Origin of the sequence: Candidatus Agathobaculum pullicola (genome assembly GCF_052117205.1) — a bacterium.
GTDB lineage: Bacteria > Bacillota > Clostridia > Oscillospirales > Butyricicoccaceae > Agathobaculum > Agathobaculum pullicola.
Genome location: NZ_JBQKJP010000014.1, coordinates 16936 through 32015 on the forward strand (window position 1 = coordinate 16936; position 15080 = coordinate 32015).

A 15080-nucleotide genomic window follows, 5' to 3' on the forward strand; every position below is an offset into this window, starting at 1 on the left:
CCATGAAGCTTGATTTTGAATATGGCCACGGCCTGATGAGCGCTGAGCTGCCCGACAGCACCGATGTGTTTATCCCCGGTACCACCGTACCCGACCCTGCCTGTCTGCCACAGGACTGGGACAGCTTGTACAACGCTACGCTCGAGTCCATCCGGAACCCCATGGGCATGCCTCCCCTAAAGGAGCTGGCCGGCCCCGGCAAGACCGTGGTTTTTGTCATCCCGGATATCGTCAAGGGCGGCTGTCAGCCGACCAGCCATCGGAAAGTGTCCATCAAGGTATGCCTGGATGAGCTGTACGCTGCCGGTGTGGAGAAGAAGGATATTCTGTTCATGTTCTCCAACGGCCTGCATCCCCGTGCCACTGTGTCCGAGATGAAGCAGATTCTGGGGGAGGAGCTGTTCAACGAGTTCTATTACACCAACCAGATCACCAGCCATGACTCCGAGGACTACGAGCACATGGTGGATCTGGGCGTCACCGACCGGGGCGACCCGGTGCTGATGAACAAGTATGTCTTCGACTGCGACATCCCCATCCTCATCGGCCACACCCAAGGCAACCCCTATGGCGGCTATTCCGGCGGCTACAAGCACTGCGCCACCGGCATCACCCACTGGCGGAGCATTGCCAGCCACCATGTGCCTAAGGTCATGCACCGGGATGACTTCACTCCCGTGTCCGGCCACTCCCTGATGCGCACAAAGTTTGACGAGATTGGTATGCACATGGAGGAGAAGATGGGCCATCCCTTCTTCTGCTGTGACGCCGTGCTGGATACCTACTCTCGACAGATCGCCATTTACTCCGGCTATGCCAAGGTGATGCAGCCTGAGTCCTGGAAGATTGCCAACAAGCGTACCTATGTGCCGTTCGCGGATAAGAAATATGACGTGATGGTATTCGGCATGCCCCAGAACTTCCATTATGGCAACGGCATGGGCACCAACCCGATTCAGATGATGCAGGCTCTGTCCGCGCAGGTGATTCGCCACAAGCGAGTGATGAAGGACAACTGCGTGATTATCTGCTCCTCCATCTGCAACGGCTATTTCCACGACGAGCGGTGGCCCTACCTGCGGGAGCTGTACGAGATGTTCCAGCACGACTATATGAATATCCTGCCCGATATGAACCGGTACGGCGAATATTTTGCCACCAATCAGGAGTATATCCGCAAGTACCGCTTCTGCAATGCCTTCCATCCCTTCCATGGTTTCTCTATGATGAGCTGTGGTCACATCGCCGAGATGAACACTTCTGCCATTTACATCGTGGGCGCGCAGGAGCCGGGTATTGCCCGGGGCATGGGACTCAAGACCCGCGCTACCTTCGAGGAGGCGTTGGCCGATGCCATGAAGAAGTATGTAGGCCCCAACCCCAACATTCTGGCCCTGCCGCAGACCTTCAAACTGGGTGCCGTCCATCTGTGCATGAAGGACGACGATCTGACAAACGTGTAAGGAGGGGCCCGATATGCTGAAAGGAAATATGCTCATCGCTCACGGTGGCGGCCCCACTCCGGTCATCAACAGCTCTCTGCTGGGAGCGGTGCGGGAGGCCAAGACCCATGGTGAGATCGAGACCATTTACGGGGCTCGTTTTGGGGCCGAGGGTATTCTGGCCGGGGATCTGATCGATTTGGGCCGGTTTGCCGACGAGGAACTGGCCTTGCTGGCCAAGACGCCCGCTTCCGCTCTGGGTTCGTGCCGCCGTAAGCTCACCGATGCCGACTATCCTGCCGTGCTGGAGTGCTTCAAAAAGTTCAACATCCGCTATTTCTTCTACAATGGCGGCAATGACTCCATGGATACCTGCAATAAGATTTATCAGCTCTCCGTCCAAACCGGGTATGAGCTGCGGGTCATCGGTATCCCCAAAACCATCGACAACGATTTGGACGTCACAGACCACTGCCCCGGCTTCGGCAGCGCCGCCAAGTATGCGGCTGTCTCTGCGCTGGAGTTGGCGCAGGACGCTTCCGCTCTGCCCATCCACGTGGTGGTGATGGAACTGATGGGGCGTAACGCCGGCTGGATTACCGCCGCTTCCGCTCTGTATGCCGACCTGATGCCCTGTGAGCATCTGGTGTACCTGCCTGAGGTGGCTTTTGACAAGGAAAAATTCCTCGCCGCGGTGAAGGAGAAGTTTGCTAAGGGGAAAGGCCTGCTGGTGACCATCTCCGAGGGCATTCACTATGCCGACGGCTCTCCTGTGGCCGATTCGGGCGTAGTCGACGGCTTCGGACATAAGGTGCCCGGCGGTGCCGCTCAGGCCCTCAGCGACATGATTATGCAGGAAACCGGCCTCAAGTCCCGTTCCGAGAAACCCGGCCTGCTGGGCCGTGTCAGCGTGGCTTTGATGTCTGATATCGACCAGAAGGAGGCCGAAGAGGCTGGCGCTTGTGCGGTCCGCTCCGCTGTGGAGGGACAGACCGGCTTTATGGTGGGATTTGAAACCACCCGGAATCCCTATGTCTCCAAGACCTGCCTCATCCCGCTGGAAAAGGTGGCCAATGCCGAGAAGAAGTTCCCGCTGGAGTGGATCGGCGAGGACGGTGCCAGCATCAAGCCGGATTTCAAAGCCTACTGCGAGCCCCTGCTGGGGGACTATGACAGCCGGTTTATTTCTCTGCGGTAATCCGGAATGCAAACTTTGTTTTATTTTCTGGTCGCCATTCTGGCCACCACCATCGGCGGCATCAGCGGCGTGGGTGGCGGTGTCATCATCAAACCGGTGATGGACGCCGTGTCCGGCCTACCCGTGGACACCATCAGTTTTCTGTCCGGCTGCACCGTGCTGGCCATGACGATTGCCTCCATGCTCCGCAGCATTGGCGGTGAGGTGAAGGTGGAGCCGCGGCGGGGTACTCTGCTGGCCATCGGCGCTGCCATTGGCGGCATCGCGGGCAAGCAGATGTTTGACATGGTGAAGGATGCCGGCGGCTCCGCTGTCTCGGTGGCTCAGCAGATCCTGATGATTGTGCTCACGCTCGGCGTGTTGGCCTATACCTTGAATCGGCCGCGTATCCGCACACTGGATGTGCGCAACGGAGTGGCCTGCGCAGTGATCGGTCTGGCTCTGGGGGTGTTGTCCTCCTTTCTGGGGATCGGCGGCGGCCCGATCAATCTGGCCGTGCTCTACTACTTCTTCTCCATGGACTCCAAGACAGCAGCCCTCAATTCTCTGTATGTGATTCTGTTCTCTCAGGGAGCCAGTTTCCTTAACACCCTTATCGGGCACACAGTGCCTGAATTTGAGTGGTTCGTCCTCATTGCCATGGTAGTGGGCGGTGTGGCTGGCGGTACAATAGGCCGCAGTTTCAGCCGCCGTATGGATAATAAGGCAGTAGACAGACTTTTCTTCTGGTTGCTCTTGGTGATTACCGGTATCAGTATATACAACCTGATTCGGTGTTTCCTGTAGCATAAGCCGCCGCTCTATTTTGAACAAAACGCCGTAGGCAAGATGCCTGCGGCGTTAGTCTGTCTATGCAGACAGGTCTATAGTTCTTGTTGCAATTCTCTGTGCAAGATGCTTATTATGTGTGACCGCAATGATTCCCATATTGCGTTTTTCGGCTTCCTGCAAAACAACATTCCAAATCTGAGCTTGTGTAATCACATCCAGCATGGTACTGATTTCATCGCAAATCAGAAAATCCGCACCGCTCAATAAAGCTCTTGCTACGCAGAATCTTTGCAGTTCACCGCCGGATAATTCGCGTGGAAATCGGTCAAGCCATGCCGGTTCAATCCCGAAAGCACCCAGCATATCTCTCCGCAGCGCACCGCTTTCTTCCAATACGCTTTTTAATCGCCAACGGGGGTTGATCGCCTTTTCCGGATGCTGATAAATCAGCTGCACGGGGCAGATTCCTTTTGATGGCAGTGGTTTGCCATCCAGCAAAATTTGTCCCTGATCCGGCTTCAGGTAACCTGCCAGAAGCATGGCAAGGGTGGTCTTGCCATAACCGCTTGGGGCAAAGATCGCCAGACGTTCCCCTTTATCAACGGTTAAACTCCGGTCCTGCAGAATCCAAGGCTGTCTTTTGTCATATCGGAAATAGATATTCTTGGCTTCAAGTCCCATGATAACACCTCACTTCACCACCTCGGATTTCACGCACCGGGGGAACCTTTTTCACACAGTCCTCTGTTCTGTATGGACAGCGAGGTGCGAAAAGACAGCCCGCTGGCAAGTCTCCAGCGTATGGCTGGAACCCGTCAATGGGCTGAAAGCCGTTTTGCGGCAATGCGCGCCATAGAGCCTTGGAATAGGGGTGCCGCAGCGCGTCAGGACCTGTTTTGAAATCCGATGCGGGAGCGGTTTCAACGGTAGTTCCTGAATAAAATACAGCAACCCTGTCGGCAAATTCAAATGCAAGGTCTATGTCATGCGTGATGAGAATGATTGCCTTGCCTTCATTTGCCATTTCGCGGAACATTTTCAGCGCTTCCAGCGCCTGTTCAAGACTCATGCCCGGCGTTGGTTCGTCCGCAATGAGCAGCTGCGCGTCTGTAATCAGAGCGGTGGAAACGAGTACACGTCTTGCCATACCGCCCGAAAGCTGAAAGGGATAGAGCCGTTCGGTTTTATCAGGTAATCCCAAACGCTTAAAAATTTTTTTTCGCTTTTCTGTTGGTCGGGGATTTCGGTGCCCATCTGCCTGCTCGCCTACTTTCAGGAGGGGATCGAAATAAGCAACCGACTGTGGCACAAGAGCGATTTCGGTTCCCCGAAGCTGTTGCTGCCTTTTTTCAGACAATTCCTGTCCTTTATAGTGCAGATGGCCCTGTACCGTTGCGTTGCCGGGCAGAATACCGAGAATCGCAGAAGCCAGCAAACTTTTTCCCGAACCGGAAGAGCCTGCAATGGCAACGATTTCTCCGGGATATACAGTCAGGTGCAAATCCGAAATAACCCGCAAATCCTTTTGCTTTAAGCCGCGATCATACATGCGGAAAGAAACAGATAAATCATGTATTTCAAGTAGAGTTTCTTTTTTCTGTTCCATGTCTGCCTCCTTATTCCTGTGCGCTGTACGGGTCAAGGAGCATGCGCAGGTTATCTCCCAACTTGTCAACCAGCAGGACGATAAGCACAAGAGCGAGTCCGGGTAAAACCGCGGACCACCACATCCCCGTTGAAATATACCGCATACTTTCCGAAAGAATGATTCCGATTGCCGGCTGTTCCGGCGGTAGCCCAAAGCCCAAAAACGAGACCGATGCTTCATGCAAAATTGCATGGGGGAACATCAGGATTAAACCAACGAAAAACTGAGGAAGCAAATGGGGCAGCAGGTGATTGACCAATATCCATCCGCTGGACTTTCCAAGTTTACGGGAAACCGCCACATACTGCTGGGAGCGCAGCTGCAAAACCTCTCCTCTTATCAAGCGGGCAAGGCTGCACCAATGGGTAGCGGCAATACCGATGAGCAAGCCTCGCAATCCTCGTCCCAAAGCAAAAGAAATGAGAATAATCAGAATGGTATGCGGAACGCCCATGACAAGATCAATCAACCAGTTCATGCAAGCATCTACCCGCTTGGATCCCGTGGCGGCTGCAATACCCACAAAGACAGCCACGACTGCACTGATCAGCGATGCCGCAAACCCCACCGTCATACTGACGGACAGCCCTTTGAGTGTGCGCATGAGCAGATTGCGTCCCAACGCATCTGTGCCAAAAGGAGATTGCCATGATGGCGGCTGTCTGGCATTGAGAAAGTTTCCGGCAACGGCGTCGTCAGGAATCAGGACACCACAGGCATATACGGCAATCCAAACGATTACCATAACAACAGTAAGGAGGATAACCTTTGTGTAACGGTTGAACCGTTTCATGCCCCCACCTCCCGTATCTGCGGATCGATGATTCCGTAAAGCAGATTTGCGATCATATTACCGACGCATACGAACAACGCGGAAAACAAGGTGATGCCGAGAAGCAGCGGTACATCACAGCTCAGTCCCGCGGCAGATACCGTGCTGCCAAGTCCGGGATAGCTGAATACATTTTCCGCCAATACAGAGCCGCCGAACAACTCGGCAAAAGACGCAAATTGCAGCGTCAATGCAGGGATTAGAATATTTCGCAGTCCATGGCGGCGCAGAATGGTCCACTTTCCTTCCCCTCTGGCTCGGGCAAATAAAACATATTCGCTGTTCAATACATCCACCAGCTTTTGCCGGGTATGCAATGCTATATTCGCAAATGACAACAGACTGAGTGTAAAGGCAGGCAATATCAGATGATATATTTTCTGCCAAATCGTCACATTGTCGCTGGTAATGCCGATGGGGCTGGAAAACCCGATAGGAAACCATTTCAGCCAGACCGAAAATATCAGCAGAAACACGAGGCCAAGCCAGAAGGTGGGAACGGAGCTTAGGATATAACATATTTTTTTCAGTATGTTATCCTGCCATTTATCCTGATACATCCCCATGATACATCCCAGAACAAATCCAATCGCACCTGCCAGTGTCCATGCACACAGCATCAATGCCAGTGAATTAAAAAACCGTTCCCTGATGACATCCGAAACGGGTCTGCGATATATAGAGGATTCGCCCATGTTTCCCTGTAAAAGCTCGGAAAGCCAAGTAAAATACCGTTCCACCGGCGGCTCGTTCACGCCCCAATAATCCTCGATTTCCGCACGCTGCTCCGGGGAAACTGCGGTTCCCAGCCCTATGATATATTGCTGTACCGGGTCGACTGGAGACGCGCAGACCAATGCAAACGAGATAATGCTGACCGCCAGTAACAGAGAAATAATTTTTATACTGTATGTAACGAAAATGCGGGCAAGCCGCCTTAAGGTTTCTTGCATAAACACACCTCGATCCCATCGCTTTTTACAAACAAACGGTAGGCCGTTTCCTTGTAAAAAACGACAGAGTCATTTTAAGAACAGCCTACCGCACACCTGTGATGCGGCAGGCTGACTCTCATCGTAGTAGAGTTATTCCATCCAAGTCCACTCGTGGAGATTCTGAATCAGCGGCAGGCCATGACCGTGACCGTGGATTGGCTGCTCTCCAATGGAAAGGCCATCACGGACATAGGTCACATGATCCAGATTGACAATCCATACCCAAGGACATTCTCCCCGCATGGACGTTCCGGTTGTGCCGTCCCACTGTACTTTCTGCCAATTTTCATTTGCTTCTTCTACGGTAAGCGCCTCCATAGCGGCATTCAGATAGCCGTCCGTCACATCGCTCATATAGCCTTCCGGATTGTAAAAGTCATCTAAAAGAGCGCCTTCCGAACGATACAGATAGTAGGTTTCGTTAGGAATTGCGGACCCCCATCCCATCAATACGGCGTGAGAGAACATGACATTCATGATTTCATCCCAGCTCATGCCTTCGATATTGACTTTGATGCCAATGGCCAGCAGCTGTTCAGCGGCAGCCATACCAACCGCCTGACGCACAGAGTCCCCGGTAGGATAAACACAGTCAAACTCAGCCTTCAAACCATTCTTTTCAACAATGCCGTCGCCATCGGTATCGGCCCATCCCGCATCAGCAAGGAGTTTTTTGGCATAATCCACATCGGTTTCAATCGCGACTTCGGGGTTGTTCCAAGGCATACCGTCATTCTCAGAATAAGCGGGCCGGCCAAAACCATTCAGCACAGCGTCAACCACCTGCTGGCGGTCAATGGCATAGGCGATTGCCTGACGAATTTCGATATTGCAAGTTACATCGTTACCAATCGGTGCGCCGCTTTCCGTGGTATTGCCTTCATTCGGAAGAACCGGAAGGGTAAAGCCGCGGTTGTCTGCGGAGGTAATGGCTTCTACATGATATCCCTCGACTTCTGTTGTGCCGAGTGTGGCGGTAGAATACGCAACATCTACCTCTCCGGCCTGAACGGCAGCAAGAGCCGCATCCTCCGACATAAAGACAACCGTTACATCCTTGATGGCAGGGGCATCGCCGTAGTAATTTTCGTTTGCGGTAAAAATGATCTGTTCCTGTGGTCTCCATTCAACAAACTTGTATGGGCCGGAACCAATCGGGTTGGTGCCGTAATCCTCGCCATATGCGTGCTCGGGAACGATACCGATGGAGGCAAGGGTATTGAGGAAGATGGAAGTAGGTTTAGAGAGGGTGATGACAACAGTGGTATCATCCTGCGCAACGGCGCTTTTCATATAAGTAAGATCAACAGAACCCTGTGCAGCTTTTGCGGTTTCCAAGGTGAATGCAACATCAGATGCGGTCACCTTTTCACCATCAGTAAAGAAGGCGTCGTCCCGAATGGAGAATGTCCATGTCAGTCCATCCGGGGACAGTGCATATTGCGTTGCCAGATCGTTCTCAAAGGTCAGATCGGCGGTGTATTTTACAAGGGTGCTCTGGACAATCGGCGAGTTGCCATGCCCCCAGCCCTGGGTAGGATCGAGCGTTTCCGGCTCGGAACCAATCGCAATCACAACGCTGTTTTTGGGGCCGTTATTTGCTGTTTCATTTCCGCATGCGGCCATACCGCTCACCATAACCACAGCAAGGAGCAAAGCAAAAAGTCGTTTTATGTTCATCCGTAATGGTTTCCTTTCATTTATGCGCATTTGCATCGGAATCATGTCAGCGGCAGCAGAGTAGTCTGGATACTGTTCCTACCGTACGCTGCCCTGACGAATCTGTTTTTATATTTTTCCTATCTTTGCCAGAACCTCTTCCACAGAGAGGTTGTTCTCTTTCGCAATACGGAAAATATCCTCATATTCATATTTTCTGCGTTCAACGCTATAACCGGCAGATACCTTGCAGCGAACAGCCCCATACGCGGTATCAATGGTTTCGATTCGCCGGTCAAGGACATATCTGCGGAGTATATTCTCACGGATGCCGATTGTTGTGGTGTACTTGAAAATAGCCTGAATGATCGTTTCCTTATCGTTCACCCGGCACATGACCTGAATGAGGGTGCCGGGGCGAGATTTTTTCATGCCAATAGGTATTGTGCACACATCCACCGCACCGGCTTGAAACAGCCTGTCCATGGCAAATCCAATCGCTTCTCCGGTCATGTCATCCACGTTGCAGCTCAGTTCGCAGATTTCGTCTCCGGCACCCTCGCGCTCACCGAGCATCGCACGAACGCAGTTTGCGGCTTCGAAATCTTTTTTGCCCATACCATAGCCGATGGTCTGTGTTTTCATAATTGGCATGCTCCCGAAACGTGTTGCAAAGTGTTTGAGCAAAGCTGCCCCGGTTGGCGTACACAGTTCTCCGCGAATATTTCCGCCATAAATCGGTGTATCTTTGAGAATAAATGCCGTTGCCGGTGCGGGAACAGGGAGGATGCCGTGCGCGCATTTGACCTGACCGCTGCCTACATGAACAGGGGATACGACTACCTCATCCGGCGACAGGCGATCCATCAGCATACATACCGCGGTGATGTCCGCAATCGCATCCATTGTCCCGACTTCGTGAAAATGGATCTCTGATACCGGAATACCGTGCGCATGACTCTCGGCTTCTGCAATCAGTGTATATACCTGCATGACATCATCCTGCACTTTTTGCGTTAGGGAAAGATGTCCACGCACAATGTGCTCAATATCATGCAGTCCGCGATGGTGATGGCTGTGATGATGCGCATGGTGATGGCCATGTTCGTGCTCGTGGCTGTGTTCATGCTCGTGGCTGTGTTCGTGCTCGTGGCTGTGTTCATGCTCATGATCATGCGCATGCTCGTGATGACAGTCATGACTTTCTTCCTCCTTGCCATGTATCATCACAGTCATATGCGTTCCGGTGATCCCGCATTTTACGGAAGGTTCTGTTTTGAAAACAACGCCCGGAATCCCCAGCTGATTGAGTTCCCTTATCAATTCATCGGGATTGGGCAACAGTTCAAGCAGTGCAGCCGCCAGCATATCTCCTGCCGCACCCATACCGCAATCAAGATATAGCGTTCGCATCATTCACTCTCTTTCCTCACATTCATGTGATTGATCATATTGGCAAGATATCCGGCTCCGAAACCATTATCAATATTCACTACCGACACGCCGCTGGCGCAGGAATTGAGCATGGATAAGAGCGCAGATAATCCATGAAAGGATGCACCGTAGCCAACACTGGTCGGCACGGCGATAACAGGGCAGTCGGCAAGACCGCCTATCACGCTGGCCAGCGCCCCCTCCATACCGGCGATGGCGATAATAACGCTTGCGCTCATAATATCATCGAGATGCGCAAGCGTCCTATGAAGGCCGGCAACCCCAATATCATACAGGCGTACAACCTGATTGCCGAGAACCGAAGCGGTCAACGCCGCTTCTTCTGCAACCGGGATATCACTGGTTCCGCCTGTTACCACTACGATTTTTCCAATACCGTCAGGGACAGGCATCTGCCCGATAATGCCGCATCGAGCATCCTTATAATAGGTAAGCGGATGCACCTTTTTTACCGCCTCAGCAGCGTCCTCAGCCAGCCGGGTGATGAGAATGGTATTCTGTCCGTTACGCAGCATCGTCTCTGCAATGCCAACGATCTGTTCGGCGGTCTTTCCTGCACCATAGATCACCTCTGCCACACCTTGACGCAGCTTACGGTGCATATCCACTTTTGCATAACCGATGTCCTCAAACGGTTTTGTTTTCAGTTTTAGCAGGGCATCGTCGACAGAAACACTGCCTGTGCTGACACCTTCAAGCAGCTTCCTGATATCAGTATTCATCCTCGCACCTCCAGATCCAGCGATACGGTTTTGTAATATTCCTTCAGCTTTGTCAGGATTGCGCGGCGATGCTCCAACAGCAGTGTAAGCTGTGACTCGGGCAGTTGTATTCTTGCGTGACCATTTTGGGAACGGACACGAAAATCCGAAAAACCAAGGGAAAACATATAATTTTCAGCAGTTTCAGTTGCCAACAAATTTTCCGGTGTGATTTCCTCGCCGTGCGGTATTCTTGTGGCAAGACAGGCATATGCAGGCTTATCCCAAGTGAACAGCCCTGCTTCCTTTGAAAGCTGTCGTACCTGTGATTTCGTCAAGCCACATGCACGCAGCGGGGAAAGAACAGACAATTCTGCCAACGCCCGCATGCCCGGACGGTCGGCGGCGTCATCGGAGGCGTTCGTTCCGTCAAGCAGAACGGTGAACCCGTCTGATTTTGCAGCCTCCATGATAGCCCCGAATATCGCTTTTTTGCAGTAGTAGCATCGGTTAGATGGATTTTCCTTTACATACGGTGCAGAAAGAACGTGCAAGTCAAGACGCTGCATATCTGCGCCCAGCTCGTTGGCTAACCGCACTGCATCATCCAGTTCAAATTGAGGCTGAAACTCTGCTTTCACGTAGTAAGCCTTTACTTCCTCCGCGTATTGCTTTGCGGCATACAGCAGATATGCGGAATCCACACCGCCGGAGAAAGCAAGCGCAACTTTTGGATGCAGTTTGAAAAATTCTTTTAAGTTCAAATCATCACCTCTTACTCAAAAAAATAAAGCACACAAATCCCCTTCAGAGGAAGTGTGTGCTTTCTAAGCATACGATTCATGCAATATTGGTTGTTGACACATTGCGAAAACCTAATGCTTTTGCATTAGCAAGGATAGCTTCATACTACCTGAGATAGTATACACTTTCTTCACCAAAAAATCAATACCTGTTTTGAGTAAATAAACAGCGTTTGCGAAACAAACCATTGCGCTGGTTTTGATTGCAAAACAAGCGTTTGATAGAATAAAGCATAAAATGCGAAAAATGCGCCACCTTCACACATAAAACAGAAGCGGAAACAATAGCAGCTTTTCTGCCTTCCGGTCTTCGTTTACATTAGCCGCGCTCTGATACATACGATCGCGAGATGCCGAAGCGTTTGGCAATCTCGCGCTGGGGCAGCGGTGCGGCCATGCCGAGACCGTACCGCAGCCGTATGATTTCCCGCTCTCTCGGGGAAAGCGCGGCGGATAGTGCGCGATTCATGGCAAGATAGCGGTCGTGCTCTTCCACGGCGGCAAGGCCGTCGTCCTCGCAGCAGATGATATCCTGCAAAGCCAGTGCATTGCCGTCGCCGTCGGTTTCGAGCGTGTCGGAAAGGGATAACTCTCCTGCGTTTTTGCGTTTTTGCCGAAAGTGCATCAGAAGCTCGTTTTGGATACATTTAGAAGCATAGGTTGCCAGACGGATGCTCTTATCCGGACGGAAGGTGCTGACCGCTTTGATCAGCCCGATGGTGCCAATGGAAATCAGGTCATCCTGTTCGGCGCTGGAGGCATAGTATTTCTTGACAATATGCGCCACAAGCCGCAGATTGTGCTCAATCAACTGCTCGCGGGCCTTTTCGTCTCCCTCCTGCTGCATTTTTCGCAGCAGCTCGGCTTCTTTATCCGGCGGCAGCGGCTTGGGGAACGACCCGTCCGCGCCCTGCACGCGCAGGACCAGAAAAATGAATGCGCCGCCCAGCGCAAACAGGGCGGGAAACAGCATGCAAACGCACCTCGCTTTTTTCAAGATACCGTTACGTTATGCGTGTCGATGGCTGTCCTATGACGGAGAAAATAGGGCTTGTAATTTGCATGGGAATCCATTATAATATGGTAGTATTCATGGCTAAATGCACGGGGAGGTGTAAGCAATGCCAGGTGCTCAGGAATACCTGACAGCGATTGGGCAATTCGCGCCGTTTGTCGTTCTGATCGTTTTGTTCTACTTTCTGATAATCCGTCCGCAGCGTAAGCGCGATAAGGCCGAACGCGATATGCGCAATTCGATTGATGTGGGCGATGAGGTTTCCACAATCGGCGGTTTTATCGGCCGTGTTGTCAGCATAAAGGATGATGTGTTGGTAATCGAAACGTCCAGCGATCGTACTAAGCTCAAGATTTACCGTTGGGCCATTCGCGGCAAGGAGGCTCCGGCGACCGAAACGGTCGAGGCGCCCAAGGATGCGGATAAGAACGCAAAGTAATAAACCGGTTTCTTGCCGAATAGGATAAAGCAAAATCATTCGGCGGGAGGATGCGTAAGTTATGAGGAAAACCAATGAAGGACCTTCGCCTGTCGGCGTATTGCTGCCGGCGGCAGTGGTCGGCCTGCTGGCAACCTTTCTGCTGATGCTGGTTGGTGCGATTTTCGTGCATCGTCGTGTGTTGGCGGAACAGGCAATCGCGCCGTGTGCGCTGATCTTTATGGCAGTCGGCTGTGCGATAGCGGCGCTGATTTCGGCAAAGCGCGCTCCGGGCGGGAAATTCCTGTGGGCGATGGGCGCCGGAATTCTGGTTTTTCTGATTCTGCTGTTGGTGAGCATCATGCCGCTCGCCCAGCCAATCGATGTTGTGCGTATGGCGGTCAGCTTGCTTTGTGCGCTGGCGGCTTCGGCGATCGGCGGTTTTGCCGGCGCCAATATGCGTAAACGGAACAAATATCGTCATTTGAAAAAGTAGGAGGGAAATTTCCATGAAGCATGTTTCTACCCTGACCTCTGCAACTCTGAAGCAGACGGCGGCACACGGCGGCTGCGGCGAGTGCCAGACTTCCTGCCAGTCCGCATGCAAGACTTCTTGCACGGTGGCGAACCAGAAGTGCGAGCACGCGAAGTAATCGCGGGTTTTATGAAGTCAATCGCAAGGCGTGCCGGTTGCGGCGCGCCTTGTTTGTTTCGTATCGGAGGAAGATTAAAGAAATGATTCATCGCTATCAAAAAAACGGCTTGAATTTTGTGCTGGACGTCAATTCGGGCGCGGTGCATGTGCTGGATGATATCAGCTATGCGGTGTCCGGTCTGATTGACGAAAATATGGCGGATACCTGTCCGCAGCAGATTGTGGACCAGCTTTCGCAGTATCCGGCGGACGAAGTGCGCGAGGCGTACGGCGAACTGGCGGAGCTGAAAAAGGCGGGCCAGCTGTTCGCGCAGGATGATTACATCGACGTGAGCAAGTACATTCCGGTCGGCGCACCGGTCAAGGCGCTGTGCCTGCATGTCGCGCATGACTGCAACCTGCGCTGCAAATACTGCTTTGCATCTACGGGTGACTTCGGCCAAGGCCGCAAGATCATGCCACCGGAAATTGCCAGAAAGGCGATAGACTTTGTCATCGCGCGCTCGGGCAAGCGGCGTAATATCGAGGTGGACTTCTTCGGCGGCGAGCCGCTTATGGCGTGGGATACGGTTGTGCAGACGGTGGACTATGCGCGCAGTTTGGAGGAGAAGTTCGGCAAAAAATTCCGCTTCACCATCACCACCAACGGCTTGCTGCTCGATGAGGACAAGCGCGCTTATATCAACGAAAATATGGACAACGTCGTGCTGTCGCTTGACGGCCGCCCCGGGGTGAACGACGAGTTCCGCAAGACCGTGTCGGGCGCGGGCAGCTATGACGTCATCGTGCCCAAGTTCAAGGCATTGGTGGATGCGCGCGACCCGCAAAAGGATTACTATGCGCGCGGCACGTTCACCTCGCATAATCTGGACTTTGCCGACGATGTGGTGCACATTGCGGATGCGGGCTTTGACCGCCTGTCGGTCGAGCCGGTGACGGCGGAGTCCGGCTGCGGCTATGATTTAACCGAAGCGGACCTGCCCAAAATCGAAGCGGAATATGACCGCCTGACCGAGCTTATGCTTGAGCGCAGAAAGGCCGGCAAGCCGTTCTCGTTCTTCCACTTCATGGTCGATTTGGATCAGGGTCCGTGCGTGGTCAAGCGTCTGCGCGGCTGCGGCGCAGGCTACGAATATGTGGCGGTTACGCCGGACGGCGACATCTATCCCTGCCACCAGTTTGTCGGCAAGGATGAATTTAAGCAGGGCAGTGTGCTTGACCAGTCGTTTGATATGGACATTGCAGCCAAGTTTGCGGGCATGAATATTTACACCCGCCCGAAGTGCCAGAAGTGCTGGGCGAAGTTCTACTGTTCGGGCGGCTGCTCGGCGGCAAACTACAATATGAATCACGATATGGATGATTCGTACGATCTCGGTTGCGAGATGGAGCGCAAGCGATTGGAGTGTGCAATTTATCTGAAAGCGACGGAGAAAATTTGCGCAGATTCGGTATTGTGACAAAAATATATCAAAAAACCGTAAAAGT

Annotated in this window: 16 protein-coding genes; 7 read left to right on the forward strand and 9 right to left on the reverse strand. The window is 52.7% G+C overall.

The annotated features are described in order from the left end of the window. Positions 1-2: 2 nt before the first annotated feature. The 3 genes from ACTQ3V_RS06850 to ACTQ3V_RS06860 are packed head-to-tail and all read left to right on the forward strand — an operon-like array spanning position 3 to position 3426. Positions 3-1463 (forward strand): lactate racemase domain-containing protein, encoded by a 1461-nt coding sequence (locus ACTQ3V_RS06850; RefSeq protein WP_441466855.1) that lies wholly within the window; start codon positions 3-5, stop codon positions 1461-1463. Positions 1464-1476: 13 nt separating this feature from the next. Further along, on the forward strand, positions 1477-2640 hold the full coding sequence (locus ACTQ3V_RS06855) for a 6-phosphofructokinase (RefSeq protein WP_441466856.1): 1164 nt from the start codon (positions 1477-1479) through the stop codon (positions 2638-2640). A gap of 6 nt (positions 2641-2646) precedes the next feature. Then, complete coding sequence (locus ACTQ3V_RS06860) at positions 2647-3426, forward strand: sulfite exporter TauE/SafE family protein (RefSeq protein ID WP_441466857.1); 780 nt, start codon at positions 2647-2649, stop codon at positions 3424-3426. Positions 3427-3489: 63 nt separating this feature from the next. Here the strand turns inward: ACTQ3V_RS06860 and ACTQ3V_RS06865 are convergent, their stop codons facing one another. The 9 genes from ACTQ3V_RS06865 to ACTQ3V_RS06905 form a co-directional block, all read right to left on the reverse strand. Beyond that, the gene (locus ACTQ3V_RS06865; protein WP_441466858.1) at positions 3490-4092 is read right to left on the reverse strand and encodes an ABC transporter ATP-binding protein; all 603 of its coding nucleotides are present in this window, start codon (positions 4090-4092) and stop codon (positions 3490-3492) included. Next, entirely contained in the window at positions 4082-5017 is a 936-nt protein-coding gene (locus ACTQ3V_RS06870; protein ID WP_441466859.1) for an ABC transporter ATP-binding protein, read from the reverse strand. Before ACTQ3V_RS06870 ends, ACTQ3V_RS06865 begins: the two co-directional genes overlap by 11 nt. A gap of 10 nt (positions 5018-5027) precedes the next feature. Beyond that, positions 5028-5852: an ABC transporter permease gene (locus ACTQ3V_RS06875; RefSeq protein WP_441466860.1), complete on the reverse strand. Its 825-nt coding sequence runs from the start codon at positions 5850-5852 to the stop codon at positions 5028-5030. Continuing rightward, entirely contained in the window at positions 5849-6844 is a 996-nt protein-coding gene (locus ACTQ3V_RS06880) for an ABC transporter permease (protein ID WP_441466861.1), read from the reverse strand. Before ACTQ3V_RS06880 ends, ACTQ3V_RS06875 begins: the two co-directional genes overlap by 4 nt. Positions 6845-6976: 132 nt before the next feature. Continuing rightward, positions 6977-8566 carry an ABC transporter substrate-binding protein gene (locus tag ACTQ3V_RS06885; protein ID WP_441466862.1) on the reverse strand — a complete coding sequence of 530 codons (1590 nt, stop codon included), beginning with the start codon at positions 8564-8566 and terminating at the stop codon, positions 6977-6979. A 108-nt stretch (positions 8567-8674) separates the two neighbouring features. After that, a complete protein-coding gene (larC, locus tag ACTQ3V_RS06890) occupies positions 8675-9961 on the reverse strand; it encodes a nickel pincer cofactor biosynthesis protein LarC (protein ID WP_441466863.1) in 1287 nt (428 codons plus the stop codon). Further along, a complete protein-coding gene (larB, locus tag ACTQ3V_RS06895; protein WP_441466864.1) occupies positions 9958-10722 on the reverse strand; it encodes a nickel pincer cofactor biosynthesis protein LarB in 765 nt (254 codons plus the stop codon). The genes larC and larB overlap by 4 nt, the downstream gene beginning before the upstream one ends. Next, on the reverse strand, positions 10719-11465 hold the full coding sequence (gene larE / locus ACTQ3V_RS06900) for an ATP-dependent sacrificial sulfur transferase LarE (protein ID WP_441466865.1): 747 nt from the start codon (positions 11463-11465) through the stop codon (positions 10719-10721). Before larE ends, larB begins: the two co-directional genes overlap by 4 nt. A 358-nt stretch (positions 11466-11823) precedes the next feature. Further along, positions 11824-12477, reverse strand: a complete 654-nt coding sequence (locus ACTQ3V_RS06905) for a sigma-70 family RNA polymerase sigma factor (protein ID WP_441466866.1) — start codon at positions 12475-12477, stop codon at positions 11824-11826. 148 nt (positions 12478-12625) lie between these two features. On the opposite strand from ACTQ3V_RS06905, the gene yajC reads away from it, so the two are divergent. The 4 genes from yajC (at position 12626) to scfB (ending at position 15052) form a co-directional block, all read left to right on the forward strand. Further along, positions 12626-12958: a preprotein translocase subunit YajC gene (gene yajC / locus ACTQ3V_RS06910; protein ID WP_441466867.1), complete on the forward strand. Its 333-nt coding sequence runs from the start codon at positions 12626-12628 to the stop codon at positions 12956-12958. Between the two features lie 61 nt (positions 12959-13019). Beyond that, positions 13020-13433: a TIGR04086 family membrane protein gene (locus tag ACTQ3V_RS06915; RefSeq protein ID WP_441466868.1), complete on the forward strand. Its 414-nt coding sequence runs from the start codon at positions 13020-13022 to the stop codon at positions 13431-13433. A gap of 13 nt (positions 13434-13446) precedes the next feature. Next, positions 13447-13590: a six-cysteine ranthipeptide SCIFF gene (gene scfA, locus ACTQ3V_RS06920; RefSeq protein WP_078096990.1), complete on the forward strand. Its 144-nt coding sequence runs from the start codon at positions 13447-13449 to the stop codon at positions 13588-13590. 82 nt (positions 13591-13672) lie between these two features. Further along, positions 13673-15052: a thioether cross-link-forming SCIFF peptide maturase gene (scfB, locus tag ACTQ3V_RS06925; protein ID WP_441466869.1), complete on the forward strand. Its 1380-nt coding sequence runs from the start codon at positions 13673-13675 to the stop codon at positions 15050-15052. Positions 15053-15080: the final 28 nt, after the last annotated feature.

Bases quoted from the DNA above. Each gene is read 5' to 3' on its own strand.
- ACTQ3V_RS06885 (WP_441466862.1), bottom strand. From the start codon at position 8,566: ATGAACATAAAACGACTTTTTGCTTTGCTCCTTGCTGTGGTTATGGTG.
- ACTQ3V_RS06880 (WP_441466861.1), bottom strand. From the start codon at position 6,844: ATGCAAGAAACCTTAAGGCGGCTTGCCCGCATTTTCGTTACATACAGT.
- ACTQ3V_RS06905 (WP_441466866.1), bottom strand. From the start codon at position 12,477: ATGCTGTTTCCCGCCCTGTTTGCGCTGGGCGGCGCATTCATTTTTCTG.
- ACTQ3V_RS06855 (WP_441466856.1), top strand. From the start codon at position 1,477: ATGCTGAAAGGAAATATGCTCATCGCTCACGGTGGCGGCCCCACTCCG.
- ACTQ3V_RS06850 (WP_441466855.1), top strand. From the start codon at position 3: ATGAAGCTTGATTTTGAATATGGCCACGGCCTGATGAGCGCTGAGCTG.
- yajC (WP_441466867.1), top strand. From the start codon at position 12,626: ATGCCAGGTGCTCAGGAATACCTGACAGCGATTGGGCAATTCGCGCCG.
- ACTQ3V_RS06875 (WP_441466860.1), bottom strand. From the start codon at position 5,852: ATGAAACGGTTCAACCGTTACACAAAGGTTATCCTCCTTACTGTTGTT.
- ACTQ3V_RS06915 (WP_441466868.1), top strand. From the start codon at position 13,020: ATGAGGAAAACCAATGAAGGACCTTCGCCTGTCGGCGTATTGCTGCCG.
- scfB (WP_441466869.1), top strand. From the start codon at position 13,673: ATGATTCATCGCTATCAAAAAAACGGCTTGAATTTTGTGCTGGACGTC.
- ACTQ3V_RS06865 (WP_441466858.1), bottom strand. From the start codon at position 4,092: ATGGGACTTGAAGCCAAGAATATCTATTTCCGATATGACAAAAGACAG.
- larC (WP_441466863.1), bottom strand. From the start codon at position 9,961: ATGATGCGAACGCTATATCTTGATTGCGGTATGGGTGCGGCAGGAGAT.
- ACTQ3V_RS06870 (WP_441466859.1), bottom strand. From the start codon at position 5,017: ATGGAACAGAAAAAAGAAACTCTACTTGAAATACATGATTTATCTGTT.
- larB (WP_441466864.1), bottom strand. From the start codon at position 10,722: ATGAATACTGATATCAGGAAGCTGCTTGAAGGTGTCAGCACAGGCAGT.
- scfA (WP_078096990.1), top strand. From the start codon at position 13,447: ATGAAGCATGTTTCTACCCTGACCTCTGCAACTCTGAAGCAGACGGCG.
- ACTQ3V_RS06860 (WP_441466857.1), top strand. From the start codon at position 2,647: ATGCAAACTTTGTTTTATTTTCTGGTCGCCATTCTGGCCACCACCATC.